The following is a 26,496-nucleotide window of genomic DNA, read 5'->3' as shown; positions in this document are numbered from 1 at the left end:
ATCGGCAAGGGCGACAAGTGGATTCGTGCGTTTGCTATTGAACGGGTGCGCGCAGGAGCGACACCACCGCATCGCCCAATTGGATCGGGTCGATCGGGTGGGGAACCGCGGCCTCCGCCCGGGACCAGCTGGCCAGCCAACGGTCGTCGGGTCGTCCGGTGAGCAGGAGCACCGGTGGGCAGTCGGCGATCTCGTCCTTGAGCTGTTTGGCGATCCCCATGCCGCCGGTCGGAGTCGCCTCCCCGTCGAGGATCACCAGATCGAACCCGCCCTCATCCATCTGCCGGATCACCATCGGACCCGTGGCGACCTCGACGTACGTCAGCTCCGGCAGATCAGGGTGCACGCGCTTGCCGAGCGCGAGCTTCACTTGCTCTCGGGTCCTGGGATTGTCGCTGTAGACGAGGACCCGCAGCGGACGCGATGACTCGACCATGAGGCCGATCGTACGGGTTAGTCCACGTGTCGGAACACGATCTCGCCGGAGATCTTCACGGTGTCGGGGATCATCCCCGCCATGTTGCCGTCGACGCCGAAGTCATTGCGGTTGATCGTCGCCTCGGTCGACAGGCGCATTCCGCCGTCGCCTACCGGCGTCACCTTGGCCTTCAGGTTCAGCGGGTTCGTGGTGCCCTTGACGGTCAGCTGTGCGCGCAGGTCGACGGAATTGACGTCGACGGCGTCCGCGGCCGTGACCACCACGCTGATGTCCGGGAACTTCTCGGCCTCAAAGAAATCGGCGGACCGCAGATGGTCGTCCCGTCTGCCGATGCCGGTGCGCAGCGAGGCGACCTTGATGTCGAGGCGGCCGAAAACCGTTTGGGGAGCGGTGACTTGGCCGTCCCCGGTGAACTCGGTGAAGCGCACCTTGACCGGCATCGCGCCCCAGAAGGACTTCGCTTTCGCCACGATTCTGGATTGCTCGGGCACGACGGTCCACGCCCCGGTCGAGGCCGGATCGCTGAAAAATTCGCTGAGGCTTGCCATGTCGTCTCCTGTCAGGTCGTCGGCTCCAGCAGAGGGGCGATCTCCGCGGGGTCGAAGTATTCGTCGATCCGGGTGATCAGTCCGTTGCCGCCCACCTTGACCACGATGCAGACGCGCATGGCGATCAATCCGCCGTTGCGCCCGGTGGCGTGCAGGATGTGCTGCTGCATGAAACCGCCGTCGATCACGTGGCGTTCGAGGACTTCGTAGCGACGGTCAGTGGTCGTGCCGATGAACCACTCGATCACCCGCAGCGCCCGCTCCTTGTCGCGTTCGCGGTCGGCAACCTTCCAGACGACGACGTCGTCGTCCCACAGTGCTGTGACCGCGGCGATGTCGCCGTTGGTGATGGCGCCGAACAGCTGATCGGCGACGTCGACGATCGCATCCGAGTCGGTGATGGACATGACCTAGATCTCCCTTGACCTGAAGTTAGGTTGAGGTAGAACGCTGGATCGCATGGATTCCACACCCACCCTCTCCCTATTCGACAACGCCTACAAGTCCCACACCGCACCGTGGGTGATCGGCGAGCCGCAACCCGCGATCGTCGGCCTCGAACGCGCCGGCCTGGTACGCGGCAAGGTGCTCGATGCCGGTTGCGGCACCGGCGAGCACACGATCCTGCTTACCCGGTTGGGCTACGACGTACTCGGCGTCGACAGCGCACCGACCGCGATCGAGCAGGCCCGCGCCAACGCCGCCGAGAAGGGGGTCGACGCCCGCTTCGAGGTCGCCGACGCCCTGAACCTCGGCGTCGAGGCGCGCTACGACACCGTCATCGACAGCGCGCTGTTCCACATCTTCGACGACGCCGACCGGGTCAAATACGTCGCGAGCCTGCACGCCGCCTGCACCCCGGGAGCGCTGGTGCACGTTTTGGCGCTGTCCGACAAGGGTCGCGGCTTCGGCCCCGAGGTCAGTGAACGCGTGATCCGCGAGGCGCTCCGCGACGGCTGGATCCTGGAGGCGCTCGACGAGACCACCTATCGCGGTGTGGTGCACGAACCGCACGTCGACGCGATCGGCCTACCCGCCGGGTCGATTGTCGACGAGCCGGCCTGGCTGGCCCGCGCCCGTCGGATCTGAGCGATTTGTGTGCATTCGCGAGCGCTCACCGCTCCTCGATGCACACAAATCGCTAGGAATCGGCATATCCGGGGTGGGCGACGTCGAGCCGCCGCCGAACGATCGTGCGCAGCGCGGCCAACACGTCGTCGGCCCGGTTGTCGAGATCGCCGGCGCGAATGGCCATCGCGAGTGCGGTCTCGTCGGCGTACCCCAACCCCTCCAGGGCAGCGCTGACGTCGGTCGCAGGCCCGTCGAGCAGTTCGCGTTCGACGATGCGCAGTACGTTGGCGGCCACACGGGCGTGGAAGTTCACCGCCCCCGCATCGGCGGGCTGTGCGTCGGGACCGGTCGCGCGGCGCACGTCGTTGTCGAGGAAATCGGCCACCGCCGCGACCAGTTCGGCCGCTGTCGGCCGTCCGTAGATCCCGCTCATCGCGGCCCGCCCCCCGTCAGCAGATCCAGCACATCCCACTCGGTTTCGGCGACGCGGCGACCGATCGCGGCCAACTCCACCGACGGCGACACGCCCGACAGATGCCGTTCGGCCTGGAAACGGCAGATCACGCCCCAGCGCAGCGTCGCCACGGTCAGCCACCAGCGGAACGCGTCTCGATCCAGCTTGGTCCCGGCGGCCGCTTCGTAGGCGGCCAGGAAGCTTTCGACACTGCCCAACCCGCCCGCACCCATGTCCTTGGGCGCACCGAACCGCCAGGCGCGGATGCAGAACCAGGCCAGGTCCTCGTACACCTCACCGGTGTGCACCAGTTCCCAGTCCAAGACGGCCGCGAGTCCGTTCTCGTCGACGATCACATTGCCCATCCGGAAATCGCCGTGCACGAGCACATGCGGTGACGTCGGCGGGCGGTTCGCGGCCAGCCATCGAAAGGCCCACTCGAACGTCGCTGTGGTGTCGCCCATTTCGTCGAGCCGATCACGCCATTCGGTGAGCTGATCCGACTCGGCGAGGTCCACACCCGTCGGGTCCGCGCGGTGGATCGCCGCCAGCGCTTCGGCGCACTGGCGCAGCAACCGTTCGCGGCCGGAGTCGTCGAGCGTGCGGTAGATCCGCCGCACGATCGTCTCGCCGGCGATCGCATCGCAGATCAGGTACGGATTACCCAGTGCGGCTGAGGAATTGTCCGCGGTCACGATGTGGGGGACCGGCGCGCCCGCGGCGGCGGCGCGCTGCTGCACCGCCGCCTCGAGCTCCATGCTCGCGTGGATGTCGTCGGGCGGTCCGGTACGCAGGATCAACGCCCGCCGCTCCGAGGAGACGGCGTCGAACGCCCACGTGGTCCTGCTCGCCCCGCCGGTCAGCGCGCGCAGGTTCTCGACGACGACATCGCCCAACTCCGGGCGCAGCACAGCCTCGAGCTGTTCCTTCACTTGCGTCCGAATCCGAAGAGCCGCTGCGCCACCCGCCGGATCTGGATCTCCTCGGCGCCCTCGGTGATCCGGTACCGGCGGTGGTGACGGTAGATGTGCTCCATTGGCTCGTGCCGGCTGTAGCCGACGCCGCCCAACACCTGCATGGCTCGGTCGGCGGCCTCACACACCAACCGGTTGGCGCGATAGTTGGCCATCGACACCTTGTCCGAGACCTCCATGTGGTGGTTGCGGTCGAGTTCGGATGCGGCATAACGCACCAGCAGCCGCACCATCTGCGCCTCGGTCTGCAGCTCCACCAGCGGCCACTGCACGGCCTGGTTCACCGACAGCGGCTTGCCGAACACGATCCGCTCGTTGGCGTATTCGACGGCGCGGTCGATGCAGTGCTGTGCGGCGCCAAGGCTGCTGGCGGCCTGACGAATCCTGTTCTCGTGCAGGAACGTCTGGCCCACCTCGAGGCCGTGGTCCACCTCGCCGAGCACGGCATCGGCGGGTACCCGGACGTCCTTCAGTTCGACCTCGCCGTGGTCGGTCGGCATGTTGAAGGTCCACCAGTAGTAGGGGACCGTGAAGCCTGGGGTGTCGGTCGGCACCAGGAACGCCGTGATGCCGCGGGCCTGCCCCGGTTCGCCGGACGTGCGGGCGAACACGAGGTCGTGCGTGGCGCGATGCACGCCGGTGTTGAACCGCTTGGCGCCGTTGATGACCCACTCGTCGCCGTCCAGTACGGCCGTGGTTTTCAGCCAGGTGGCGTCCGATCCGTGGTCGGGCTCGGTCAGCCCGAACGCCATCGACCGTTCCCCGGTGATCAGCGCCTCGGTCCACTCCTTCTTCTGCTCCTCGGTGCCGAACCGGTCCATCATGATGACCTGCGGGAAGTTGCCGACGATCGACGACTCGTCCTGTAGATCGTTGTGCAGCCCGAGTCCCTTGTGCGCCAGGTGTTCCCGGATGACGGCCATATCGATGTTGGTGCCGTCGCGACCACCGAATTGCGACGGCAGGCCGTACCGCAGCCAGCCCGCCTTGTCGGCGCGCCTGCGCATCTCGCCGAGCAGGTCTTCCCATTCCCGGCGCGGGATGCCGCCGTTCTCCCAGTCGGTGCGCGCATACTCACGGCGATGGTCGAAGTACTGCATGTTCTCGCGTTCCAGCGGTTTGATCTCCGCTTCGATGAACGCGTCCATCTCGTCGAGCAGGCCCGGAAGGTGGTCCGGCAGGGTGAAATCCACGTTGACTCCTTTTGACGTACTTGCTCAGAACCCGTACAGCGTCTTCTTCCAGATCCTCGACAGTGTGGCGATCGCGTCCTCGTCCCCGATCTCGAGGCCGAGGCCGGACGTGCCGACGAAGACGGTGGTGAAGTTCTCGAACAGCAGGGCGATCGCCGCCGCAGTGTGCTCGGGATTCAGTTCGCCACCGTAGCCCTGTTCCTGGGCCCGGCGCACGGAGGCAGCGAAGATCTCCATGCCGAAGCGGCGGAACTCGTTCTGTACAGTTGCGAAACGCGGCTGCGTCGCGGCGAGTTGGGCGACCGCGATCATGATGCCGATGTTCTGCTTGAAGATGTTCCAGTAGCCGGTCACCACGGCGTGGAAGAACGCGTCGTCCTCGGGTGATTCGGGCAGATCGACGCTCAGGCCCGACGGTGCTACCACGTCGTGCAGAAACGATTGTGCGAGTGCCGCCAGCAGGTCCTCTTTGTCCGCGAAATAGCGATAGAACACCGCGGGCGACTTACCGGCCGCCGACGTGATGTCGCTCAGCGTGGTGCCGTGAAAGCCGCGCTCGGCGAACAGTTTACGGGCGGCCTGCTCGATGGCCTCCCGGGTCTGGCGGCCCTTGGCGCTCAGCGTCTCGGCTGGCATGGTTACGTGTCCAAAAGATCTGGGTGAGGCGCCGCATGTAACGTCAGGGTGCGATTTCTCCACGAAACTCGCCATGGCGTTACACGCGTGACGAGGGCGCGAGCTTTCATGGAATCAGAATCCGGTCGCCTGCCCGCAGCAGCGAGCTCGGCAGGTCATGTCCGACGGCGTTCTGTGCGACGCGCGCGGCTTCGATGGCCGCCTGCAGGTCGACGTCGACGCTAATTCCGCTGTCGCGTAACAGGTAGACCAGGTCCTCCATCGCGATGTTGCCGCTGGCGCCAGGTGCGAACGGACAGCCGCCGAGCCCGCCGACCGAGGCGTCGAGCCGGGTGATACCCGCCTCGACCGCCGCATAGGCGCTGGCCAGACCGGCGCCACGGGTGTTGTGGAAGTGTGCCCCCAGCGGGATGTCGCCGATCCGCGGTCGGACGAGCGCGACCAGATCGCTGACCCGCCGCGGTGTGGTGGTGCCGATGGTATCGGCGATCGCCAGACGGTCGACGCCGTTGTCGCAGGCTGCCGCCACGATATCGAGCACACGCCGCGGCGGTGTCGGGCCGTCGAAGGGGCAGTCCCACGCGGTGGCGACGATGACCTCGACGGACACGCCGCTGTCGTGGGCGATCGCGACGATCTCGGGGATCTGCGCCGTCGCCTCGGCGGTGGACCGGCCGACGTTGGAACGGCTGTGGCCGTCGGCGGCGGACACCACGTACTCGATCGATCGCAGTCCTGCGGCGATCGCGCGCTTGGCCCCGTTGGGACTGGCCACCAGTGCCGAGAATTCGATGTCGGGAAAGTTGTGCAGCTCGGCGGCGAGGTCGGCCGCGTCGGCCAGGGCGGGCACCTTCGATGGTGAGACGAACGCCGTCGCCTCCATCTCCTTGACGCCGGTGGCGGCGATGGCGGCGAGCATTTCGAGCTTGGCCGACAACGGAATCGGATCCTCGATCTGGAGTCCGTCGCGCAGTGACACGTCGCGAATGCCGACGTGCGCCGGTAGTGCGGTCATACCACACCCTCCTCCCGCAGCTGGGCGAGCTCGGCGTCGGTGCGGCCGAGCAGGCCGCGGTAGATGTCTTCGTTGTGCTGGCCAGGGCGGGCGGGACCGGCGTTGCGGATGGTCCCCGGGGTCTCCGACAGCACCGGTACGACACCGGGCCCCTTGATGTTTCGTCCGACACGTTCATCCCAGTGGTCGGCGATCATCCCGCGGGCGTTCAGCTGCGGATCCTCGACGACCTCGGCGACGGTATTGATCGGCCCGCTGATCACCCCGGCCTCCGAGAGGGTGGCGATGATGTCAGCGGGCTGACGGGTAGCCGCCCAGTCGCCGATTATCTTGTCGAGCTCATCCTGATTGCGGCCGCGTGCAACGTGATTGACGAACCGTTCGTCGGTGGCGAGCTCGGGTTGTCCCATCGCGGCGCACAGCCTGCGGAACACGGTGTCCTGGTTGGCCGCGATGACGACCCAGCTGCCGTCGGCGGTCGGGTAGATGTTCGACGGGGCGATACCCTCGAGGCGTGTGCCGGACGGCCCGCGCACCACGCCGCCCACATCATAGTCCGGAATCGTGGACTCCTGTACGGCCAAACAGGATTCGGTGAGCGCCGCGTCGACCACCTGCCCCTCGCCGGTGACGGTGCGTCGATACAGTGCGGCCAGCGCGCCCTGGGCGGCGAACATGCCCGCCAGGCTGTCGCCCAGCGACAGCGCGAGGCGCGGGGGCGGACCACCGGGAAACCCGTTCATGTGGCGCAGGCCGCTGGCCGCCTCCGCGACCGACGCGTAGCCGGCTTTGTGCGCCTCTGGACCGGTCTGCCCGTATCCGGAGACCCGCACCAAAATGATTCCCTTGTTGCGCTCGCGCAGCACGTCGTAGCCGAGGTTCCACTTCTCCAACGTTCCGGGCCGGAAGTTCTCGACGATGATGTCGGAGCGCTCGACGAGATCGAGGAACAGTTCGCGTCCCGCAGCCTCGCGCAGGTTCAGCGTGACGGCTTTCTTGTTGCGCGCGTGCACCGTCCAGAAGAAGTGGTGGCCGTCGAGTTCGGCCTGGCCCCAGGTGCGTAACGGGTCGGGCGCACCCGGCGGCTCGATCTTGATGACCTCGGCTCCCATGTCGCCGAGGAGTCGGCCCGCGAACGGTCCCGAGATCAGCGTGCCGACCTCGATGACCCGGATGCCGTCAAGTGGGCCGGTGACGCTCATTTCGAGAACTCGTGCCTGTGCAGCCAGTCGGTGCAGATGTCGACGGCCTGGCGGAGCGTCCCGCGCTGCTCCGGTCCGGAGTAGTAGTGGTTGGCGCCGGGGATTTCGTACATCTCCTTGTCGGTATGCCCGATCGCGCTGAAAAGCCGCTGTGTGTGGCTGGGCGTACAGGCGTCGTCGGCGAGGTTACCGATGACCAGCGCGGGCACCGCGATGTCGGGGCCGCACTTGACGGCGTCGCCGTTGGCGTCGTCGTAGCTCCACTGCGACAGCCAACTGCGCAGCGTGCAGAATCGGGCCAGTCCGACGGGGCTGTTGTTCACCACCCGAGGATCGCCGAGATAGCACTGTCCGGGGGTGCGTTCGTTCGGATCGACGGTGGGGTCGAGCCACCGCGGGTCGGCCATGGTCCCGTGTACAACGAATGCGAACTCGTCATCGGGTCGGCCCTGCGCCTTCAATTCGGTCAGTTTCTCCTTGACCCACTTGGTGATTCGGCGATTGCGGGCGATCTGCGCCGCACGGTAGCGCTCCAGGAACTCGGGCGTGTACGGCGGTTGGTTCGGGTTGTCCGGGTTGTACAGGTCCAACTCGGGGTCGCGTTTGGACGGGTCGGTCTCGTCGAGAATCGACGCGTCCAGCCACTCGGTCAGCGTGCCGTGGCGGCTGACGTGCGCCGCCAGCAGCATGATCCCGTCGGCAGGGATCAGGCCGAGCTTGGTGAGGTCGGGACCGTCACCGGACGGGCTGGCCGTGACGGTGGGGTTCTGGGCCTGCTGCTGATAGAACACCGACAGCGAACCGCCACCACTCCAGCCCGCGAGGACCACCTTCTCGTAGCCCAGTCGGTTCTTCGCGTCCTTGATGCACTCGCCGAGGTCCTCGACCACCTTCTCCATCAGCAGCGCGGAGTCGGTGCCGCGGAACCGGCTGTTGCAGTAGATGACGTGATGTCCCGCGCGCGCAAGCGCATTCATCATCGGCAGGTACGCGCCGCCCCCGATGGGGTGCATGAACACGAGCACGGTGTCGGACGGCTTGCCCTTCGGTCGCAGCAGGTGGCTTTCGAGGACGACGAGTTCGGCGACACCGCCGTACACGTCGCGAACACCCGAATTGTTCTGGTATGCCACGAGATACGGGATCCGGTCGTACTCGTGCTTCACAGCAGTGGTCATTCAATACTCTCGTTTCTTCGCGCGGCCGCGTATCTAATGCTGACCCAGGTCGTTCGCGAGGACCTCTTCCGACGGAACCAACCGACGTCGGGTGTCGATGGCGATCACAGACCAGTCGACGCTGTCGTAGTCGTCGAACTTGCGCCGGGCGCGCTCGCGGGCCTTCTCGGGAGCGCCGTGGTGAACCCCTTGCGGCGCATGGGACACCAGGCCGGGTGGCATCGGAATGCCGTAGAGGGATCCGCCGTGGAAGAACGCGATCTCGTCGTAGTCGACGTTGCGGTGATACCACGGTGTGCGCTCGGTGCCCGGCACGCTTTCGGCGGGCTTGGGCAGGAAGTTCATCACGTAGACGCCGGTGGCCTCCATGAACAGGTGCACCGTCGGCGGCAGGTGCACGCTGTTCGACGTCACCACGTTGTAGTCGGCGATGTTGAAGGTGAACGGGAAGTTGTCGCCGCGCCAGCCCTCCACGTCGAGCGGATTGTGTTGGTAATACAGCGTTGTAGGGCCGCCCTCGTGGATCAGCCGGACCTCGTACTCATCGCGACCGTCATCGTCGATCGGCGCCGGCTCCGGGATGACGGCCTGCGACGGGTCGAACGGGAAGTGGCGTCCGAGGTAGCCGGGCGACGGCACCCGGAACTCGTCGGTGGCCTGAATCATCAACAGCGTTGACTCTTCGTCGGGCACCTGGCGGAACGTGCACGCCTTGGGGATGTAGACCCAGTCACCCTCGCGGTAGCGCAGCGGCCCGAACTCCGTCTCCAGCAGACCCGACCCCTTGTGTACGAAGTTGAGGAGATCCCCGTCGACATAGCGGACATAGAACGGCATCGGTTCGGTGCGCCGCGACAACAGGACGAGGCAATCGGCATTGCTGAACATCAGCAGGGGACCGCCCGCGGCATCGCTGGCATCGCTGGGCTTGAGCTCCGAGGACAACACGTCGACGGGACGCAGCGGCCCGACCGAGCGATACGCCGTCGGGTCGTTGCGGCGATACATGTTCGCGGTGCGGCCGGTGAAGCCGCCGCGGCCGAGTTCGTCGTCCTTCAGGCCGTCCAGATCGGCGTGCAGGCGCCGGGGAGTGCGCCCTTTCCGCAGGTGAACAAAGGATTCCATGGTGTCTCCATCGACAACGGGGCGCTTCGAATCAGATCTGAACTAAAACTGACATTAGTTTTACTTCTGTGGCAGGGTCAACCCCCGGACTCAATCGACCAGGTCCACCCGGATGGTCAGCAGGTTGGTCCCGAAGGTCCGCACGCCGAAGCTGTTGATCTGTGGAAGGGAGCGCAACCGAGCGTGCGCGTCGTCGTCGGGAAGCAGGTGGGCGGTGCCGCTGTGCCACTTCCCGTTCAGTCGGACGCGGACCCTGGGATTGGCCTCAATGTTCTTGACGTACTGCGACTTTTCGCCGAACTCCGACACGAACCAGAACTGGTTGCCCTCGAGGCGTCCACCCAGGGGAGTCCGGCGGGGCTGGCCCGACTTACGTCCGGTGGTCTCGAGCAGAGTCTGGAACGGCATCAGCCGCAAAACGCGGTTCACGCCGTTCTTCTGGAACGCCTTCGTGATCCGGTCACGTAGATCGTCGGCCATGGTGTCCCTTCCTCAGATCATTGCGATGCGCGAGACCTTCATACCCAGTGTGAGTGCCCCGGCAAGCTCGCGACTGGTGTCGTAGTCGAACACCACGTGACCGGCAATGACATCGACGTCGCGCTTGAAGCGCTGAAGGGGGTTGTCGGTGAAGTGCACGCTGGCGCCCGATGCTTCGAGCAGATCGCCGATCACTGCGCGTGACTCGTGCACGATATGCGCTGCCGCCAGCCGGGCATCGGCACGCACCGGCTTGGATACGGGGTCGCCTGAGGCGACGACGGTTTCGATGCCGGCGACGGTGTCCCTGAGCAGTCCTCGCAGTGCGCGAAGCCGGACCCGCGCCTCGCCGAGGCGCGCCTGCGCGATCGCTTTGTCCTTCTGGGCGACACCCTCGTAGGCGAGGACGCGCTCGCCGAGTCGCTCGGCGAAGATCTCGGCGACGCGTTCGGCGCTGCCAAGTGCAGGCATCGCCGCCAACAACGACAGCGCAGGCACCATCGGCCACCGATAGGTATTGGAGTCATGCAGTGCGGCGCCCGGTGCGCTGCCGGAATAGATGTCGGTGACCCGGACGAGCCGGTGCTCCGGCACGAACGCATCGGTGATGACGACGTCATTGGATCCGGTGGCCCGCATGCCGTCGGTGTGCCAGACGTCCTCGATGCGGGCATCGGACATCGGCAGCAGCGCCAACGCCGGATATATCGCATCGTCGGGGCCGCAGAGTGCGCCCACCATGATCCAGTTGCCGTCCATCACGCCCGTCGCCCACGACCACCGGCCGGTCAGCCGGATGCCGTTGCCTGATGGGACCCCACGACCCGTCGGCGCCAGCGGCGCGGGCGCGAGGAACGGACGCGTGGCGAACGCCTCCTCCTGGGCACGCTCGTCGAAAAGGGCGAGCATCCAGTTGTGCAGTGCGTAGAAGCCGATGGTCCATGCGCTCGACGCGCAGCCGTGCGCCATCCGGCGAACCGGATCGAGGATCGCGGGAAAGTCGGCCTGCGCACCGCCGAAGCGGGCGGGTTTCAGCAGGTCGGTAAAGCCGGATGCGGTGAGGTCGGCCAATGTTTCGGCGGGTAGCCGTCGAAGTTGTTCGGCTTCCTGCGCACGTTCGGCCAACCGGGCGACGAACTCGGGGGAGATGGTCGGGGTGATCTTGACCGACGTCACGACGGCGACGCTACCATACTATTTAGTACGGAAACTGGGCGCGCATTAGCGCCGAACTGTCCCCAGCTTCGCGGGGGCCCAGCCAGATCGCGAAGTCGAGTCGAGTCGCGATCCTTTAGCAGTCTCGGCGAACAGCAGGGGAACTCATCGCGTCAGCATGATGTCGAGGAAGCGTTCTCGCTGGGCCGCCCCTCGCGCAATCGGCTTCGGCCCAGACAGATGCAGAAACCCGATCCCGGCCGCGAATGTCGCCGACGCGCGCAGGTCGGCCTCGTCGGCATCGAACCCGTAATCCAGAAAGGCCTTGCGCACAGCGGCCAGTACCCGCCGGTCCGCGGCGCGCACGCTTGCCGCGACCGCCGCGTCGGTGCGGGCCCACTCCCGCATGGCCCGTTCAAGCGTCCAATGACGCGCCTCAACCAGCGTCGTCATCATTTGCGAGAGCCGCTCCCGCGGCGGGACGTCAGCGGGGCTCTCGAAGTGGCGCCGTTCCTCGTCGCGCGAGGCGCCCCATGCGTCGACAAGCGCGATGCGATAGCTCGCGATATCGGTGAAATGCCAGTAAAAGCTGCCTTTGGTGACGCCGAGCCGGCTACACAACCGATCGATCTTGAGCGATTTGATGCCTTCTTCGGCAAGAATCGCGTAGCCCGCCTGAATCCAGTCGTCCACGGCCAGGCGGGGGCCGCGGGACTTTGCCATACCCCGCAGCCTACGACGCGAAGGGCCGGTCACGCTGACGTCGGCGTTAACCACAATGTTCACAGGAATCTCACGACCGATGCCCGTCGGACTTTCTCCGTTGCTGGCAGCATGTTTTACTGCACACGCGACAACTGAAATTTTCTCGGTCCGCTCAATGGCCACCGGGCTCAGTCGAGCGGGCACGACAACGCGGTGAATACAATGCTGCGCTGTCGATAGCGATCGCTCGATCGCGGGAAAAGGCATGCGGAAACCGGAAGATGGATGGGTTTGCAGTATGAGCTTCGTTGACAAGTTTCGAGGTCCCTGGGCGCGCCGATTTGTGGTGGCTGCCGTAGCGGCAGTACTCCTACCGGGCGTCCTCGGTCTCACCGGGCAGACAGCGACCGCTGGGGCGTTCTCGCGGCCGGGCCTGCCGGTGGAGTACCTCATGGTCCCCTCGCCGTCGATGGGCCGCGATATCAAGGTTCAATTCCAGAAGGGCACCGGCTCGAAGGCCGTGTACCTCCTGGACGGCCTGCGCGCCCGCGATGACTTCAACGGCTGGGACCTCGAGACCCAGGCGTTCGAGTGGTTCTACGAGACCCCGTTGTCGATCATCATGCCCGTCGGCGGTCAGTCGAGCTTCTACTCCGACTGGTACGCCCCGGCCTGCGGCAAGAACGGCTGCCAGACCTATAAGTGGGAGACGTTCCTGACCAGCGAGCTGCCGCAGTGGCTGGCCTCTGAACGTGGCGTGTCCACGACGGGTAACGCCGCCGTCGGCCTGTCGATGTCGGGCAACTCGGCGATGATCCTGTCGGTGTACCACCCGCAGCAGTTCGTCTACGCGGGCGCGCTGTCGGCGTTCCTCAACCCCTCTGAGGGCAGCTGGCCGTTCCTGATCAACATGGCGATGGGTGATGCGGGCGGATTCAAGGCCAACGACATGTGGGGCCCGACCGAAGACCCGAACAGCGCCTGGAAGCGCAACGACCCGATGCTGCAGATCCCTGCGCTGGTGGCCAACAACACGCGCCTTTGGGTCTACTGCGGTAACGGCACGCCGAACGAGCTGGGCGGCGCGAACGTGCCCGCCGAGTTCCTCGAGGGTCTGACGATCCGGACCAACGAGACGTTCCGCGACAACTACATCGCCGCGGGCGGTCACAACGCGGTGTTCAACTTCCCGCCTTACGGCACGCACAGCTGGGAGTACTGGGGTCAACAGCTTCAGCAGATGAAGCCCGACCTGATCGAGCACCTCGGCAGCTGACGCCGTAAGTCGCAAGGTCCCCGACACTCGGTTCGCCCGGGTGATCGGGGACCTTTGCATTCCCCTACCTTCGGTGTGGGCCCAGGTGAAAATGGGCGGCATGGCTGAAGTCAATGCACTGGTCGCACACCAGGACGCCGAAGGCAACATCACGCTGCAGCACGAGGTCGTCGACACGTCCTTCCTGCCGGACGGTGACGTCCAGATCGCCGTCGAGTACTCGAGCATCAACTACAAGGACGCCCTGGCGATCACGCCGAAAGGCGGTGTCGCGCGGGAGTATCCGCTGATACCCGGTATCGATGTCGCCGGGACGGTGACGGTCAGCTCGTCGCCGGACTTCGCCGTCGGCGACCGCGTCGTCGCCCATGGGTACGACATCGGCACCGGGCGCCACGGCGGCTACGCCGACACCGCTCGCTACCCGGCCGACTATCTGGTGAAGCTCGACGAGTTGACGACGGCCGAGGCGGCCGCCATCGGTACCGCGGGGTTCACCGCCGCCATGAGCGTCGACGCGATTCGCGCGGCGGGCGTGCAGCCGGCGGACGGTCCGATTCTGGTCACCGGCGCGACCGGAGGAGTGGGCAGCGTCAGCGTCGACCTGCTGGCCGGTCTCGGCTACGAGGTGGTCGCCTCGACGGGTAAGTCGGAGGCCCACGACTGGCTGATGGGGCTGGGTGCCTACCAGGTGATCGGACGGCTGCCTGCCGAGGGCGAGAAGATCAGGCCGCTCGGCAAGTCGCAATGGGCGGCCGTGGTCGACAGCGTCGGCGGTGACACGTTGGCGTACGCGCTGAGCACGTTGAATTACGGTGGTACAGCCGCGATCTCAGGTCTGGCCCGATCGGCTGACCTGCCGACGACGGTGATGCCGTTCATCCTGCGGGGTGTCACCCTCGTGGGAATCGACTCGGTGCAGCTGCCGATCGACGCGCGGCGCGACGTGTGGCATCAGCTCGCTGGCGAACTCAAGCCGCGCCACCTCGGCGAGATCACCAAGGACGTGTCGGTGCTCGAGGCGCCGCACACACTGCGCACCATCATCGGCGGCGGCGTCACCGGTCGGACGCGCGTCGTGGTGCACGACGGCTTCTGATCGGCGTGCTACTTCAGTTCGGACGACGACAGCCCCAATAGACGACGAGCCACCACCAGCAGCTGAATCTGTTGCGTGCCTTCGAAGATGTCGAGGATTTTGCTGTCGCGCGCCCACTTCTCCAGCAGCGTCTGCTCGGAATAGCCGACGGTGCCTGCCAATTCGACGGCTTTGAGCGTGATATCGCTGGCGACGCGGGCGGCCTTGGCCTTGCCCATCGACGCTTCCTTGGAGTTCGGAATGTCGTTGTCGGCCTGCCATGCCGAGCGCACCATCAGCAGATACGCGGCCTCCCAGTCGGATTCCATCCGCAGGAACTCCGCGGCGGGCGCGCTCTGCGCGTGTGAGGGCTTGTCGTAGGAGATCTCGACCCCTGCCTCGGTGAGGATCTTGCGCAGCTCCTCGAGCGCGGCGCGGGCGATGCCGACGGCCATCGCCGCCACCACGGGACGGGTGTTGTCGAAGGTCTCCATCACCCCGGCAAAGCCCTTCTCCACCTGGATCTCCGGGCTGCCGAGCAGGTTCTCCTTGGGGATGCGCACGTTGTCGAAGCGGATCACCGCGGTGTCGGACGCTTTGATGCCGAGCTTGTCCTCGAGTCGCTCGACGGTGACGCCGGGATGCTCACGCGGCACGACGAACGATTTGATCGCCGCGCGGCCCAACGACTTGTCCAGCGTCGCCCACACCACGATGTGCGTGGCGCGGGATCCGGCGGTGACGAAGATCTTCTCGCCGTTGATGACGTACTCGTCGCCGTCGAGCTTCGCCGTCGTCGTCACGGCCGCCGAGTCCGAGCCGAAGCCCGGCTCGGTGATCGCCATCGCGGCCCAGATGTCCTTGCCGAACCGCTCCAACTGCTCCTTGGTGGCGACGGACGAGATCGCTGCGTTGCCGAGGCCCTGACGAGGCACCGACAGCATCAACGCAACGTCGCCCCAACTGATTTCCATCACGTTGAGCACGGCCGACATGTTCGCGCCGTTATGGTTGGAGTCCTTGGTCTCGTCGCTGGCCGCGAACGCCTCGGCGCCGGCGAACGCGATCGCGTTGGCCTGCGAGATCCCTTCGAACAGCGTGGCCAGCGTGTCGAGTTCGACCGGATACTCGTGCTCGCGCAGATCCCACTTACGGGAGATCGGTCGCAACATCTCGGCGGCACCCTGGTGCGCCTTCTCTATCACCGCTTCGAGCTTGCGGGGCAGCTCCAGATTGATTGCCATGATCCGTCTTTCGGTAGGTCTTAGATGACGACGACGCCCTCGGCGACTCCGATTGCGCGCAGGTCGCGGTACCAGCGTTCGACGGGGTGTTCCTTGGTGTAGCCGTGGCCGCCGAGCAGCTGCACACCGTCCAGCCCGATCTGCATGCCCTTGTCGGTGCCGAGCCGCTTCGCCAGCGCCGCTTCCCGGGCGAACGGCAGACCCTGATCGGCGCGCGATGCGCCCCGCCAGGTGATCAACCGCAAACCGTCGAACTCGATCGCCATGTTGGCGCACATGAACGCCACCGCCTGGCGATGTGCGATCGGCTCGCCGAACGCGTGGCGTTCCTTCACGTACGGCACGACGTAGTCGAGCACCGCATGCGCCGTGCCGACGGCCAGCGCCGCCCAGCCGAGACGGGCGAGCGCGATGGCCTCCGAGTAGTCCTCATCGGTCGCACCGTCGGCGCCGAGGCGCGCCGACAGCGGGACCGTGACGTGGTCGAGCTCGACCTGTCCCAGTGCCGCCGCTCGGATGCCCATGCTCGGGTCCGGCGTGACGGACACGCCGTGCGACGACGACTCGACGATGAAGAGTGCCGGCTTTCCGTTCAATTGCGCTGCCACGATGAACAATTCGGCGTTCGCGGCCGCCGGCACCAACGACTTCACACCGTCGAGCCGGTAGCCGCTGGGGGTGCGCGTGGCCGTCGTCTTCAGCGCGGTCGGATCGAAGAGCGGATGCGGTTCGGCGATCGCCACACAGGCCTGCGGCACGTGCTCGCCTGCGAACTCCTTCAGGTACGTCGCCTGCTGATCGGCGCTGCCCCAATGGGTCAGGGCCGACGCGACGCCTGCGGGCGCCAGGATCGGCAGCGCCAGCCCCATGTCTCCGTACGCCAATGCCTCGGCGACAAGGACATTGGTGACCGCCGCGCGGTGCGCCGCGATGCCGTCGAAATCCTCGGGCACGTTGATCGCGGTGATGCCGAGCTCGGTGGCCTTGCTGACGAGGTTCTCCGGATAGGAGGCGGATTCGTCGCATTCGCGGGCCGCGGGGCGGATGACCTCTGAGGCGAACTCGCTCACTGTGTCGACGATCATCTGCTGTTCGTCGTCCGGCGTCAGGTCGAAATAGTCGGAGCCGCTCTTCTTCAGCCGCGTCGGCCCGCTCTGCGCGCCGGAGACACGCTTGAACTGCCGATTGGCCGCACCCGCAACGGAGAACACCTGCTTCACGCCGTACTTCAGACCGCGGTTGAGCGGCCCCCGCAGGTTGTAGCGGTCGAGGAAGTCCTGGCCGACCAGCGGCGTCACGATCGCCAGGCCGACATCGGTCGGGGTGCGCCTGTGTTTGCGCAGACCGACGGCACTTTCCTTACCCCGCTTGGGCCGCGGAGCGGAACCGTTTTTCGACGGCAGGGTGTTCGTCATGTCAGCTGCCTCGCTATGAGAGTTCGCGGAACTGACTCCAGAGTAAGGTATGCGCGGCTCGGGAGCCAAAGCCGCCGGAACTGTTGCCCACCGCACATAGTCGCCCGAAGCGCGGCATACTCACCTGCAACAATTCCGGAATCCGAGGTGAGCCGGCGTGCGAGGCGGACTGATCACGCGAGTCGTGGTGGTAGCCGTGATCCTCGCCGTGATCCTCGCCTCGTCGTTCTTGTTCCTGCTCTCTGCGATGTCGGGCGTGGACGACGCCCGGGCCGTCGCCGTCAACTCCGCGGAGGAGTCATTCGCCGCCCGCGATGTGCGCCGATCGCTCATCGATATGGAGACCGCCGCACGCGGCTACCTGCTCACCGGTGACAGCACCTTTCTCGGGCCCTGGGAAGTCGGCAGGCAACGCATCCCTGGCCGCCTGGCGACGCTGCGCGACATCGTCGACGATCCGGAACAGGTCCCGCAGGCCGAGGAACTTCAGCGCAACGCGCTGTCGTATGTCAACGACTACTCGATTCCTTTGGTGACGGCCGCACGGCGCGGAGAGCCGTGGGTGCGAGACCCCGCCGTGACGGAAGAGGGCAAGCGGCGGATGGACGAATTGCGAAGGCAGCTGGAGGAATATCTGGCGGCCGAAACGGTGCAGAGCCGCGAGCAACAGGAAAAGGCGGAGCTGCTCTATCAACGCGCCGTTGCGGTGGCGGGCGTCGGCCTCATCGTGACGGTGTTGGTCACTGTCGTGAGCGCGGTGTACCTGGGACGGTCGGTCGTCAACCCGGTTCGGCGCACCGCCCGCATGGCCGAGCGGTTGTCGTCGGGTGACCTGGAAGCGCGCGTTCCTCAGACCGGAAATGCCGAAATCGGGGTTCTGGAAAGCAATTTCAACACGATGGCCGAGTCGCTCAAGGATCACCGCGATGAGCTGGCCCGGCTCAATGACGAGCAGACGGCGCTGCGGCATGTCGCGACGCTCGTCGCCGAGGGCAGGCCCGCGAGTGAGGTCTTCGCTGCGGTCACCGACGAAATCGGATTGCTGGTGGGCGCCGACATCGCCCGGCTCCTGCGGTTCGAATCAGACGGCACTGCCACGGTCTGCGGGGCATGGCCGCACACACACGATCCCGTCACGGTGGGCGAACGGATTTCGATTGACACCACCGTCGCCGCACATGTGCGACGAACCGGTATGCCCGCGCGGCGTACGGAAGTCGCGCCACCGTACCTGCCCGCGGGCACCTACTCCGCGGTCGGCGCGCCGATCACCGTGGGCGGGATGGAGTGGGGCGCGATCACCGCGCTGTCGGCGATCGACCGTCCGCTGCCGGACGACACGGAAATCCGGATGGCGGAATTCACCGACCTGGTCGCAACCGCCATCGCGAACGCACAGGCGCGCGCCGACCTGATGGCGTCGCGGGCGCGCATCGTCGCGGCGGCTGACGAGTCGCGGCGACGCATCGAGCGCGATCTGCACGACGGGATCCAACAGCGCCTCGTCACCCTCGCACTGAAGCTGCGCACGGTGGACGTCGACCTTCCCGAGGCGTCGGAACTCCGGGAGCCGGTGGCGGCTGTGCACGCGGGTCTGATCGATGCCGTCGAGGAGTTGCGGGAAGTCTCCCGCGGTATCCATCCGGCGATCCTGTCCGAGGGCGGCCTCGGACCTGCACTCCGAAGCCTGTCCCGACGGTCCAGCGTGCCGGTCGAGTTGGATCTGCAGGTCGCGAACCGCCTGCCGCCGGCGATCGAAGCGGCGGCGTACTACGTGGCGGCGGAATCGATGACCAACGTCGCCAAGCATGCCGGAGCATCGTTCATCGATCTCAGCGCCGTCGTGCAGGACGATCACCTGCTGATGACGATCCACGACGACGGAGCCGGCGGTGCGGATCCGTCGCGAGGGTCGGGCCTCATCGGGCTGGTCGACCGGGTCGAGGCGCTCGGTGGATCCCTGACCGTCGACAGCCCGCCGGGTGCGGGCACCACCTTGCGTATCGCCGTCCCGCTCAACGGGCAGGCCTGACGAATTCCGGTTACCTGCAATGACCGCCGGCACCGCCGCCAGGCAAACTGACGCCATGGAAAACGGGGCGGAGGCGTTGCGCTGCGTCCTGATCGATGACAATCCGGACTTTCTCGAGATCGCGGCCAAACTGCTGGGTCGGCAGGGCGTATCGATCGTCGGTGTCGCGACCAACAGCGCCGAGGCGCTGCAGTGCATCGAGGAGCAGAAGCCCGACGTCGCGATCGTCGACATCAAACTCGGTAAGGAAAGTGGCTTCGACCTGGCCGAACAGATCGTCGGATGCCCCACGCCGTCGCCCGTGATCCTGACCTCCACCCATTCCGGGCGTGAGTACGGCGAGCTGATCGCCTCCAGCCCGGCGCTGGGTTTCGTCCCGAAGGAGCAGTTGTCGCTCGAGGCGATACGTCGCTTACTTGAGGGCTAACGAAGCCAGCACCGCGTCGTGCAGCAACCCGTTGGTGGCGACGGCGCTACCGCCGTGCGGACCCGCCTGCCCGGCCACGTTGGTGAATGTGCCACCCGCCTCACGTACCAGGATGTCCAGCGCCGCCAGGTCCCACAGCTTCACCTCGGGCTCGACGGCTATGTCCACCGAACCCTCGGCGACCAGGCAGTACGACCAGAAATCGCCGTAGCCGCGGACCCGCCACACCGCGTCGGTCAGCTCCAGGAATCGTGGCCGCAGCTCATCCCACCCGGTGGTGAGGTCCGAGTACGACAGGCTGGCCGACGCGATGTCGTCGACACCCGACACCGAGATACGGCGGGTCTGGCCGCCGAATGATGTGAACGCGCCCTCGCCGCGGCCGGCCCACCACCGCCGCTGCAACGCAGGAGCGCTGACGACGCCGACGACCGGGACACCGTCGTCGAGCAATGCGATCAACGTGGCCCATACCGGCACCCCGCGCACGAAGTTCTTGGTTCCGTCGATGGGGTCGACGACCCATTGGCGACCCTCGAAAACCGCTGTGCCACCGAACTCTTCGCCGAGGACGACGTCGCCGGGCCGTTGGCTCGACAACGCCTCGCGGACCATTTCCTCCACCGAACGGTCGGCATCCGTCACCGGGGTGAGGTCGGGTTTGGTCTCGACGCGCAGATCGAGCGCTCCGAAGCGATCCAGCGTCTGCGCATCCGCCGCATCGGCCAGTTGCAGCGCAAAGGTGATGTCATCGCGGATGCTTGTCATGCTCCACGTCCTACCATGTCGGTGTGTGGGAACTCGCGCTGCTCGTGGTCATGCTCGGTGTTCTCTTTGTAATCGCGGCCCCGTGGATCATGCGACGACGCGGTGTGGGCAGCGACTGGGTGCAGGGCCAACTGCTGGTCACCGGTGTCAGTCCGCGGCCCGACGGCGTCACCGGCGAGCAGTTCGTCACGATCACCGGTGTCATCAACGGCCCCACCGTCGACGAGCACGTCGTCTACCAACGCCTGGCGGTCGACGTCGACCAGTGGCCCACGATGTCGCAGCTCTTCCCCGTGATGTATTCGCCGAAGAATCCGGACAACTGGCGGTTCGCGCCGACCGCCGCCCCGCCGCAGGCACCGCCGGCGGGGCCCGAGATCTACTGACTCGTCGACATCGAGCCGTGGCCGATGCGCAACAGCTCCGCCACGCTGGTCAGCTTCACCCGCGGCCGACCGTGCGGCGCACCGGATGAGCGTTCGTGTTCGTCGATCAGCTTCCAGTGGTCGTCGGTGATCACCTTGGGCTGTCGCTCCACCAGCCATTCGGCCAGCCGCTCGGCGTGATCGTCGCCGAAGTCGGCCAGTGATGCGACGGCGAGATCCGCGATCAGGGTGTCGACCGTCTCCTGCGAGTCGCTCTTGTTGCTGCCGATGACGCCGGTGGGGCCGCGCTTGATCCAGCCGACGACGTACTCGTTGCGGCTGCCCTCGATGCGGCCGTCGGTGTGCGGAATGGTGCCGCTGCGCCCGTCGAACGGCAGGCCTTTCAACTCGACCCCGCGGTAACCGACGGCGCGCACCACCAGCTGGGCCGGAATCTCCTCGCGCTCCCCGGTGTCCCTGGCGACCACGCGGCCGTTCTCCTCGACCAGTTCGTTGCGCCCGAGCACGATCGACTCGACCTTCTTGTCGCCCTTGATCTCGATGGGGGAGGTGCAGAAGCGGAACACGATCCGGCGCTTGGCACCTTCGGGCGTCTTCTCGGCGTAGCCGCGCAGCACCTTGATGTTGTTGCGCACCGTCTTGCTCGCCGCCTCCAGCTGCTCCTCGCTGATGTCGGCGAAGTCCGCCGGGTCGACGATGACGTCGACGTCGCCGAGGCCCTCCAGCGCGCCGAGCTCCCGCAGTTCCAACGTGGTGAACGGCGCCTGCAGCGGCCCGCGCCTGCCGATGATGAGGACTTCTTCGACGCCGCGGTCGTGCAGCGACTTCAACGCGTGGTCGGCGATGTCGGTGGTCGCCAGCACGTCGGGGTCGGTGACCAGGATCCGCGCCACGTCCAGTGCGACGTTGCCGTTGCCGATAACAACAGCGCGACGGCACGACAAGTCGAGCGCAAGATCCGCAAAATCGGGGTGCGCGTTGTACCAACCCACGAAGTCCACGGCGGGCACACTGCCGTCCAGGTCCTCGCCGGGGATGCCCAGCGACCGGTCGGACTGCGCACCGACCGCATAGATCACCGCGTCGTAGCGCTCGGCCAGTTCGGCCGGCTGCACGTGGTCGCCGACCACGATGTTGCCGAAGAACCGGAACCTGGGATCCAACGCGGTCTTCTCGAACTGCGCGCTGATCGACTTGATCTTCGGATGGTCGGGCGCCACGCCGGAGCGCACCAGCCCCCACGGGGTGGGCAGCATCTCGAGCATGTCGACCCGCACATCTGATTCTTCTGAGGCGTCTGCGAATTTCAGAAGCGACGCGGCAGCGAAGTAGCCCGAGGGGCCGGAGCCGACGATCGCCACGTGATATGGGCGCATGGATACCTTTGCTTGAAGGTTGTCGCTGCCCGACCACGCGCAAGGGGCTGTCGCGTCGCGGCCGGGCCGGTTGCCAACACCGATGCTAAACGCGCAGCCCGTCTGTCTGCTGTGACTCACGGATAACGATGTTCAGATCGTGCACAGGTACCCTGAACTCCCGTGGATCCCGACCGTCAAACCGACCTTGCTGCCCTTGACTCCACCCTGACCACGGTGGAGCGGGTGCTCGACGTCGATGGCCTGCGATCCCGGATCGAGAAGCTCGAGCACGAGGCCTCCGACCCCAACCTGTGGGACGACCAGTCCCGTGCGCAGAAGGTCACCAGCGAGCTGTCGCACACCCAGGGCGAGCTGCGCCGCGTCGAGGATCTCCGCCGGCGCCTCGACGACCTTCCGGTGCTGTACGAGCTGGCCACCGAGGAGGGTTCGGCCGACGAGCTCGCCGAGGCGGACGCCGAGCTGAAGAAGCTGCGCGAGGACATCGAGGCGATGGAAGTCCGCACGCTGTTGTCCGGCGAGTACGACGAGCGCGAGGCGCTGGTCACCATCCGCTCGGGCGCCGGCGGTGTGGACGCCGCAGACTGGGCCGAGATGCTGATGCGGATGTACATCCGCTGGGCGGAGAAGCACGACTATCCCGTCGAGGTGTTCGACACGTCCTACGCCGAAGAGGCCGGGATCAAGAGTGCGACGTTCGCGGTGCATGCGCCGTTCGCCTACGGCACGTTGTCGGTGGAGCAGGGCACGCACCGGCTGGTGCGTATCAGCCCGTTCGACAATCAGGGCCGCCGTCAGACGTCGTTTGCGGAAGTCGAGGTGCTGCCCGTCACCGAAACCACCGACCACATCGACATTCCGGAAAGCGACGTGCGCGTCGACGTCTACCGATCCAGCGGTCCCGGCGGCCAGTCGGTCAACACCACTGATTCCGCGGTTCGACTCACACACATCCCGACCGGTATCGTGGTCACCTGTCAGAACGAGAAGTCGCAGCTGCAGAACAAGGTCTCGGCGATGCGGGTTCTTCAGGCAAAGTTATTGGAACGCAAGCGTTTAGAAGAGCGCGCCGAAATGGATGCCTTGAAGGGCGACGGCGGAAGCTCGTGGGGAAACCAAATGCGCTCCTACGTGTTACACCCCTACCAGATGGTTAAGGACTTGCGTACCGAGTACGAGGTCGGCAATCCGGCCGCCGTACTCGACGGCGATATCGACGGCTTCCTGGAAGCCGGAATACGTTGGCGCAACAGACGAGATGACGAATAGCAACCTGATCGCTTTATCCCTCGCCGACCGGTGGACCGGTTTCTGGCAGGGCAGCATGGGTATCTGGATCCTCGAGCGCGGCGTGCCGATTGCGCTGTATCTGATCGGCGGCCTGTTGGCCGCGCGGTTCATCAACTGGGCGGCGCGCCGCGTCGTCCGGCGCATCGACGCGGAGTATCAGGAAAGCGACCAGCTGGTGCGCACCGAGAGTGCCAAGCACCGCCAGGCCGTCGCATCGGTGATCTCGTGGGTATCGGTGGCCCTGTTGTTCGTCATCGTGATCATGCAGGTGACCTCGATCCTGGCGATCCCGGTCGGCTCGCTGGTCGCGCCGGCCGCGGTGCTGGGTGCCGCGCTCGGTTTCGGCGCACAGCGCCTGGTGCAGGATCTGCTCTCCGGGTTCTTCATCATCACCGAGAAGCAGTACGGCTTCGGTGACCTGGTGTCGCTCACCGTCGCCGGTATCGCGCTGCCCGCCGAAGGCACGGTGGAGGACGTCACGCTCCGCGTCACCAAGCTGCGCTCCAGCGAGGGCGAGATGTTCACGATCCCCAATGGTCAGATCGTGAAGACGGTGAACCTGTCCAAGGACTGGGCGCGCGCCGTCATCGACATCCCGGTGCCGACGTCCGCGGATCTCAACGTCGTCAACGACGTCCTGCACGGCGTGGCCGAAAAGGCGATGGAGGATCCCGGGCTGAGGGCCCTGCTGCTGGACGCGCCCCAACTGATGGGTGTCGAGAGCATCGAACTGGACACCGTGAACCTACGGATGGTGGCCCGCACGTTGCCGGGCAAACAGTTCGAGGTGGGCCGCCGCATCCGGGTGCTTGTGGTCCGTGCGCTGCGGCGCGCGGGCATCGTGTCGCCCACTGACGGGCGCACGCCGATGGTCGAGGCGATCGTGCACCCGGCGACGTCCGGCGGCGCGGAGGACGAGACGCAGGGCCCGCCGGAGGAGCGGAAATGACGTCCTGGTTGAAGTTCAAGCTCGGGGGCCGGATGCGGGTCTCGACGTTGGTGCTGCTCGTCGCGTTCATCGGGTTGTTCTGGGTGTACCACAACGTCGAGCCCGCGCGTCCGCCCCAACCGGAACAGACGCCCGCCGTCGTACCGCCGGGCTTCGTGCCGGATCCGAACTACACGTGGGTGCCCCGCACGCAGGTGCGGCTGCCGAAGGAGCCGTTGGAAACCACGACCACGACCACGACCACCACGACCACGACGACGACCACCACCAGCCCGACGGACACCACCAGCCCGACGTCGCCGACCAGCCCCACATCGACCACTCCGACGACGACGGAACCCACCCCGGAGGGCACGGTGATCGATCCGGACGGTCCGGGTCCGCTGGGGCCGATCACCCTGCCTTCGGCACCGACGTTGCCCGGGCCCAGCCCGGCGCTGACGCCTCCGCCCAGCTAGCCCGTTGAGTTTCCCCCGCTACACTGGCGACCCGTGATGATCACCCTTGACAACGTCTCGAAGATGTACAAGTCGTCGGCGCGACCCGCGCTCGACAACGTGTCGGTCAAGATCGACAAGGGTGAGTTCGTCTTCCTCATCGGACCGTCGGGTTCGGGCAAGTCCACGTTCATGCGGCTGCTGCTCGCCGAGGAGACCCCGACGTCCGGCGACATCCGGGTGTCGAAGTTCCACGTCAACAAATTGCCGGGCCGCCACATCCCCGATCTGAGGCAGGTTCTGGGCTGCGTGTTCCAGGACTTCCGGCTGCTGCAGCAGAAGACGGTCTTCGAGAACGTCGCCTTCGCGCTGGAGGTCATCGGCAAGCGCTCCGAGGTGATCAACCGCGTGGTGCCCGACGTGCTGGAGATGGTCGGCCTGTCGGGCAAGGCCAACCGGCTGCCCAACGAGCTCTCCGGTGGCGAACAGCAGCGCGTCGCCATCGCCCGTGCGTTCGTCAACCGCCCACTGGTGCTGCTGGCCGACGAGCCCACCGGCAACCTGGACCCCGAGACCAGCAAGGACATCATGGATCTACTCGAACGCATCAACCGCACCGGAACGACGGTGGTGATGGCCACGCACGACCACCACATCGTCGACTCGATGCGCCAGCGCGTCGTTGAGTTGGAACTGGGCAGGCTTGTTCGCGATGAGCAGCGCGGCGTCTACGGAATGGACCGCTAGTGCGCTTCGGATTCCTCATCAATGAGGTCCTGACCGGGTTCCGTCGCAATGTGACGATGACGATCGCGATGATCCTGACCACTGCGATCTCGATCGGCCTGTTCGGCGGCGGCCTGCTGGTGGTGCGGCTGGCCGACCAGTCGCGCGACATCTACCTGGACCGCGTGGAGAGCCAGGTCTTTCTGACCAACGACGTCTCCGCCAACGACCCCACCTGTGACGCCGATCCGTGTAAGGCGTTGCGGCAGCAGATCGAGGACCGTGACGACGTGCGCTCGGTCCGGTTCCTGAACCGCGAAGAGGCCTACGCCGACGCGGTGAAGAAGTTCCCGGAGTTCAAGGAGTTCGCGGGTCAGGACGCGTTCCCGTCGTCCTTCATCGTCAAGCTCGACGATCCCGAACAACATCAGAAGTTCGACGAGGCGATGGCCGGCCAGCCGGGTGTGCAGCAGGTCCTCAACCAGAAGGTGTTGATCGACCGGCTCTTCGCCGTCCTTGACGGTGTCCGAAACGCCGCGTTCGCTGTCGCCTTCGTGCAGGCGATCGGCGCAATTCTGCTGATCGCCAACATGGTTCAGGTGGCCGCCTACACCCGCCGCACCGAGATCGGCATCATGCGACTGGTCGGGGCCAGCCGCTGGTACACCCAGCTCCCGTTCCTCGTGGAGGCGATGCTGGCGGCGTTCGTCGGCGTGGTCATCGCGATCGTCGGGCTCATCCTGGTGCGGGCGTTGTTCCTGGAAAGCGCGCTGGACCAGTTCTATCGGGCCAATCTGATCGCCAAGGTGGACTACGCCGACGTGCTGTACTTCAGCGCGCCGTGGATGTTGTTCCTCGGCTTGGCGATGTCTGGTATCACGGCATATATCACCCTGCGGCTCTACGTCCGAAGATAG

Annotated in this window: 29 protein-coding genes; 11 read left to right on the top strand and 18 right to left on the bottom strand. The window is 66.1% G+C overall.

The window, feature by feature from the left end; all coding sequences use genetic code 11:
- Window positions 1-34 precede the first annotated feature (34 nt).
- The 3 genes from G6N43_RS24505 to G6N43_RS24495 are packed head-to-tail and all read right to left on the bottom strand — an operon-like array spanning window position 35 to window position 1,394.
- Complete coding sequence (locus G6N43_RS24505) at window positions 35-436, bottom strand: Rv3143 family two-component system response regulator (protein WP_083149246.1); 402 nt, start codon at window positions 434-436, stop codon at window positions 35-37.
- Between the two features lie 17 nt (window positions 437-453).
- The gene (locus G6N43_RS24500) at window positions 454-987 is read right to left on the bottom strand and encodes a YceI family protein (RefSeq protein ID WP_083149247.1); all 534 of its coding nucleotides are present in this window, start codon (window positions 985-987) and stop codon (window positions 454-456) included.
- 11 nt (window positions 988-998) lie between these two features.
- On the bottom strand, window positions 999-1,394 hold the full coding sequence (locus tag G6N43_RS24495; RefSeq protein ID WP_083149248.1) for a nuclear transport factor 2 family protein: 396 nt from the start codon (window positions 1,392-1,394) through the stop codon (window positions 999-1,001).
- A 52-nt stretch (window positions 1,395-1,446) separates the two neighbouring features.
- Here G6N43_RS24495 and G6N43_RS24490 point away from each other — a divergent pair, with 52 nt between their 5' ends.
- On the top strand, window positions 1,447-2,076 hold the full coding sequence (locus G6N43_RS24490; RefSeq protein ID WP_083149249.1) for a class I SAM-dependent methyltransferase: 630 nt from the start codon (window positions 1,447-1,449) through the stop codon (window positions 2,074-2,076).
- Between the two features lie 52 nt (window positions 2,077-2,128).
- On the opposite strand, the gene G6N43_RS30555 is transcribed toward G6N43_RS24490, so the two are convergent.
- The 11 genes from G6N43_RS30555 to G6N43_RS24435 all read right to left on the bottom strand — a co-directional run bounded on the left by G6N43_RS30555 (window position 2,129) and on the right by G6N43_RS24435 (window position 12,193).
- Window positions 2,129-2,491, bottom strand: a complete 363-nt coding sequence (locus tag G6N43_RS30555; protein WP_083149250.1) for a DUF6285 domain-containing protein — start codon at window positions 2,489-2,491, stop codon at window positions 2,129-2,131.
- The gene (locus tag G6N43_RS24480) at window positions 2,488-3,444 is read right to left on the bottom strand and encodes a phosphotransferase family protein (protein WP_083149251.1); all 957 of its coding nucleotides are present in this window, start codon (window positions 3,442-3,444) and stop codon (window positions 2,488-2,490) included. The genes G6N43_RS30555 and G6N43_RS24480 overlap by 4 nt, the downstream gene beginning before the upstream one ends.
- Window positions 3,441-4,679: an acyl-CoA dehydrogenase family protein gene (locus G6N43_RS24475; RefSeq protein WP_083149252.1), complete on the bottom strand. Its 1,239-nt coding sequence runs from the start codon at window positions 4,677-4,679 to the stop codon at window positions 3,441-3,443. The genes G6N43_RS24480 and G6N43_RS24475 overlap by 4 nt, the downstream gene beginning before the upstream one ends.
- A gap of 24 nt (window positions 4,680-4,703) precedes the next feature.
- A complete protein-coding gene (locus G6N43_RS24470) occupies window positions 4,704-5,315 on the bottom strand; it encodes a TetR/AcrR family transcriptional regulator (protein WP_083149253.1) in 612 nt (203 codons plus the stop codon).
- Window positions 5,316-5,421: 106 nt separating this feature from the next.
- On the bottom strand, window positions 5,422-6,330 hold the full coding sequence (locus G6N43_RS24465) for a hydroxymethylglutaryl-CoA lyase (protein ID WP_083149254.1): 909 nt from the start codon (window positions 6,328-6,330) through the stop codon (window positions 5,422-5,424).
- Window positions 6,327-7,532 (bottom strand): CaiB/BaiF CoA transferase family protein, encoded by a 1,206-nt coding sequence (locus tag G6N43_RS24460; protein WP_083149255.1) that lies wholly within the window; start codon window positions 7,530-7,532, stop codon window positions 6,327-6,329. Before G6N43_RS24460 ends, G6N43_RS24465 begins: the two co-directional genes overlap by 4 nt.
- On the bottom strand, window positions 7,529-8,710 hold the full coding sequence (locus tag G6N43_RS24455) for an alpha/beta hydrolase (RefSeq protein ID WP_083149256.1): 1,182 nt from the start codon (window positions 8,708-8,710) through the stop codon (window positions 7,529-7,531). Before G6N43_RS24455 ends, G6N43_RS24460 begins: the two co-directional genes overlap by 4 nt.
- A gap of 33 nt (window positions 8,711-8,743) precedes the next feature.
- Window positions 8,744-9,835, bottom strand: coding sequence for a homogentisate 1,2-dioxygenase (locus G6N43_RS24450; protein ID WP_083149257.1), 1,092 nt, complete (start codon window positions 9,833-9,835; stop codon window positions 8,744-8,746).
- Window positions 9,836-9,925: 90 nt separating this feature from the next.
- Window positions 9,926-10,315: a nitroreductase/quinone reductase family protein gene (locus tag G6N43_RS24445; protein WP_083149258.1), complete on the bottom strand. Its 390-nt coding sequence runs from the start codon at window positions 10,313-10,315 to the stop codon at window positions 9,926-9,928.
- Window positions 10,316-10,327: 12 nt separating this feature from the next.
- Window positions 10,328-11,491 (bottom strand): acyl-CoA dehydrogenase family protein, encoded by a 1,164-nt coding sequence (locus G6N43_RS24440; RefSeq protein ID WP_083149259.1) that lies wholly within the window; start codon window positions 11,489-11,491, stop codon window positions 10,328-10,330.
- A gap of 144 nt (window positions 11,492-11,635) precedes the next feature.
- Complete coding sequence (locus G6N43_RS24435) at window positions 11,636-12,193, bottom strand: TetR/AcrR family transcriptional regulator (protein ID WP_083149260.1); 558 nt, start codon at window positions 12,191-12,193, stop codon at window positions 11,636-11,638.
- Between the two features lie 280 nt (window positions 12,194-12,473).
- On the opposite strand from G6N43_RS24435, the gene G6N43_RS24430 reads away from it, so the two are divergent.
- Window positions 12,474-13,451 (top strand): esterase family protein, encoded by a 978-nt coding sequence (locus G6N43_RS24430; RefSeq protein ID WP_083149261.1) that lies wholly within the window; start codon window positions 12,474-12,476, stop codon window positions 13,449-13,451.
- A gap of 100 nt (window positions 13,452-13,551) precedes the next feature.
- A complete protein-coding gene (locus G6N43_RS24425) occupies window positions 13,552-14,550 on the top strand; it encodes an acrylyl-CoA reductase family protein (protein WP_083149475.1) in 999 nt (332 codons plus the stop codon).
- Between the two features lie 8 nt (window positions 14,551-14,558).
- Here G6N43_RS24425 and G6N43_RS24420 read toward each other — a convergent pair whose 3' ends face one another.
- Together G6N43_RS24420 and G6N43_RS24415 are read right to left on the bottom strand one after the other, a co-directional pair.
- On the bottom strand, window positions 14,559-15,773 hold the full coding sequence (locus G6N43_RS24420) for an acyl-CoA dehydrogenase family protein (protein WP_083149262.1): 1,215 nt from the start codon (window positions 15,771-15,773) through the stop codon (window positions 14,559-14,561).
- Window positions 15,774-15,793: 20 nt separating this feature from the next.
- A complete protein-coding gene (locus G6N43_RS24415) occupies window positions 15,794-17,188 on the bottom strand; it encodes an acyl-CoA dehydrogenase family protein (RefSeq protein WP_083149263.1) in 1,395 nt (464 codons plus the stop codon).
- A gap of 157 nt (window positions 17,189-17,345) precedes the next feature.
- Between G6N43_RS24415 and G6N43_RS24410 the strand changes: the two genes are divergently transcribed.
- Window positions 17,346-19,220, top strand: coding sequence for a CHASE3 domain-containing protein (locus G6N43_RS24410; protein WP_083149264.1), 1,875 nt, complete (start codon window positions 17,346-17,348; stop codon window positions 19,218-19,220).
- Window positions 19,221-19,275: 55 nt separating this feature from the next.
- On the top strand, window positions 19,276-19,647 hold the full coding sequence (locus G6N43_RS24405; RefSeq protein ID WP_083149476.1) for a LytR/AlgR family response regulator transcription factor: 372 nt from the start codon (window positions 19,276-19,278) through the stop codon (window positions 19,645-19,647).
- On the opposite strand, the gene hisN is transcribed toward G6N43_RS24405, so the two are convergent.
- Window positions 19,633-20,415: a histidinol-phosphatase gene (gene hisN, locus G6N43_RS24400; RefSeq protein ID WP_083149265.1), complete on the bottom strand. Its 783-nt coding sequence runs from the start codon at window positions 20,413-20,415 to the stop codon at window positions 19,633-19,635. The two genes, G6N43_RS24405 and hisN, sit on opposite strands and share 15 nt — an antisense overlap.
- Before the next feature lie 23 nt (window positions 20,416-20,438).
- On the opposite strand from hisN, the gene G6N43_RS24395 reads away from it, so the two are divergent.
- Window positions 20,439-20,801 (top strand): hypothetical protein, encoded by a 363-nt coding sequence (locus tag G6N43_RS24395; RefSeq protein WP_083149266.1) that lies wholly within the window; start codon window positions 20,439-20,441, stop codon window positions 20,799-20,801.
- Here the strand turns inward: G6N43_RS24395 and G6N43_RS24390 are convergent.
- Window positions 20,795-22,177, bottom strand: a complete 1,383-nt coding sequence (locus G6N43_RS24390) for an FAD-dependent oxidoreductase (protein WP_083149267.1) — start codon at window positions 22,175-22,177, stop codon at window positions 20,795-20,797. The two genes, G6N43_RS24395 and G6N43_RS24390, sit on opposite strands and share 7 nt — an antisense overlap.
- 162 nt (window positions 22,178-22,339) lie before the next feature.
- Here G6N43_RS24390 and prfB point away from each other — a divergent pair, with 162 nt between their 5' ends.
- The 5 genes from prfB to ftsX are packed head-to-tail and all read left to right on the top strand — an operon-like array spanning window position 22,340 to window position 26,496.
- The gene (gene prfB / locus G6N43_RS24385; protein ID WP_083149268.1) at window positions 22,340-23,446 is read left to right on the top strand and encodes a peptide chain release factor 2; all 1,107 of its coding nucleotides are present in this window, start codon (window positions 22,340-22,342) and stop codon (window positions 23,444-23,446) included.
- The gene (locus tag G6N43_RS24380; RefSeq protein ID WP_083149269.1) at window positions 23,436-24,416 is read left to right on the top strand and encodes a mechanosensitive ion channel family protein; all 981 of its coding nucleotides are present in this window, start codon (window positions 23,436-23,438) and stop codon (window positions 24,414-24,416) included. The genes prfB and G6N43_RS24380 overlap by 11 nt, the downstream gene beginning before the upstream one ends.
- Complete coding sequence (locus G6N43_RS24375; RefSeq protein ID WP_083149270.1) at window positions 24,413-24,874, top strand: Rv3103c family proline-rich protein; 462 nt, start codon at window positions 24,413-24,415, stop codon at window positions 24,872-24,874. Before G6N43_RS24380 ends, G6N43_RS24375 begins: the two co-directional genes overlap by 4 nt.
- Before the next feature lie 36 nt (window positions 24,875-24,910).
- Window positions 24,911-25,600, top strand: coding sequence for a cell division ATP-binding protein FtsE (ftsE, locus tag G6N43_RS24370; protein ID WP_083149271.1), 690 nt, complete (start codon window positions 24,911-24,913; stop codon window positions 25,598-25,600).
- Window positions 25,600-26,496: a permease-like cell division protein FtsX gene (gene ftsX, locus G6N43_RS24365; RefSeq protein WP_083149272.1), complete on the top strand. Its 897-nt coding sequence runs from the start codon at window positions 25,600-25,602 to the stop codon at window positions 26,494-26,496. The genes ftsE and ftsX overlap by 1 nt, the downstream gene beginning before the upstream one ends.

The organism is Mycolicibacterium moriokaense, from assembly GCF_010726085.1.
In the GTDB taxonomy this organism is placed as follows: Bacteria; Actinomycetota; Actinomycetes; order Mycobacteriales; family Mycobacteriaceae; genus Mycobacterium; species Mycobacterium moriokaense.
This window is presented reverse-complemented; position numbering and strand designations above follow the sequence as displayed.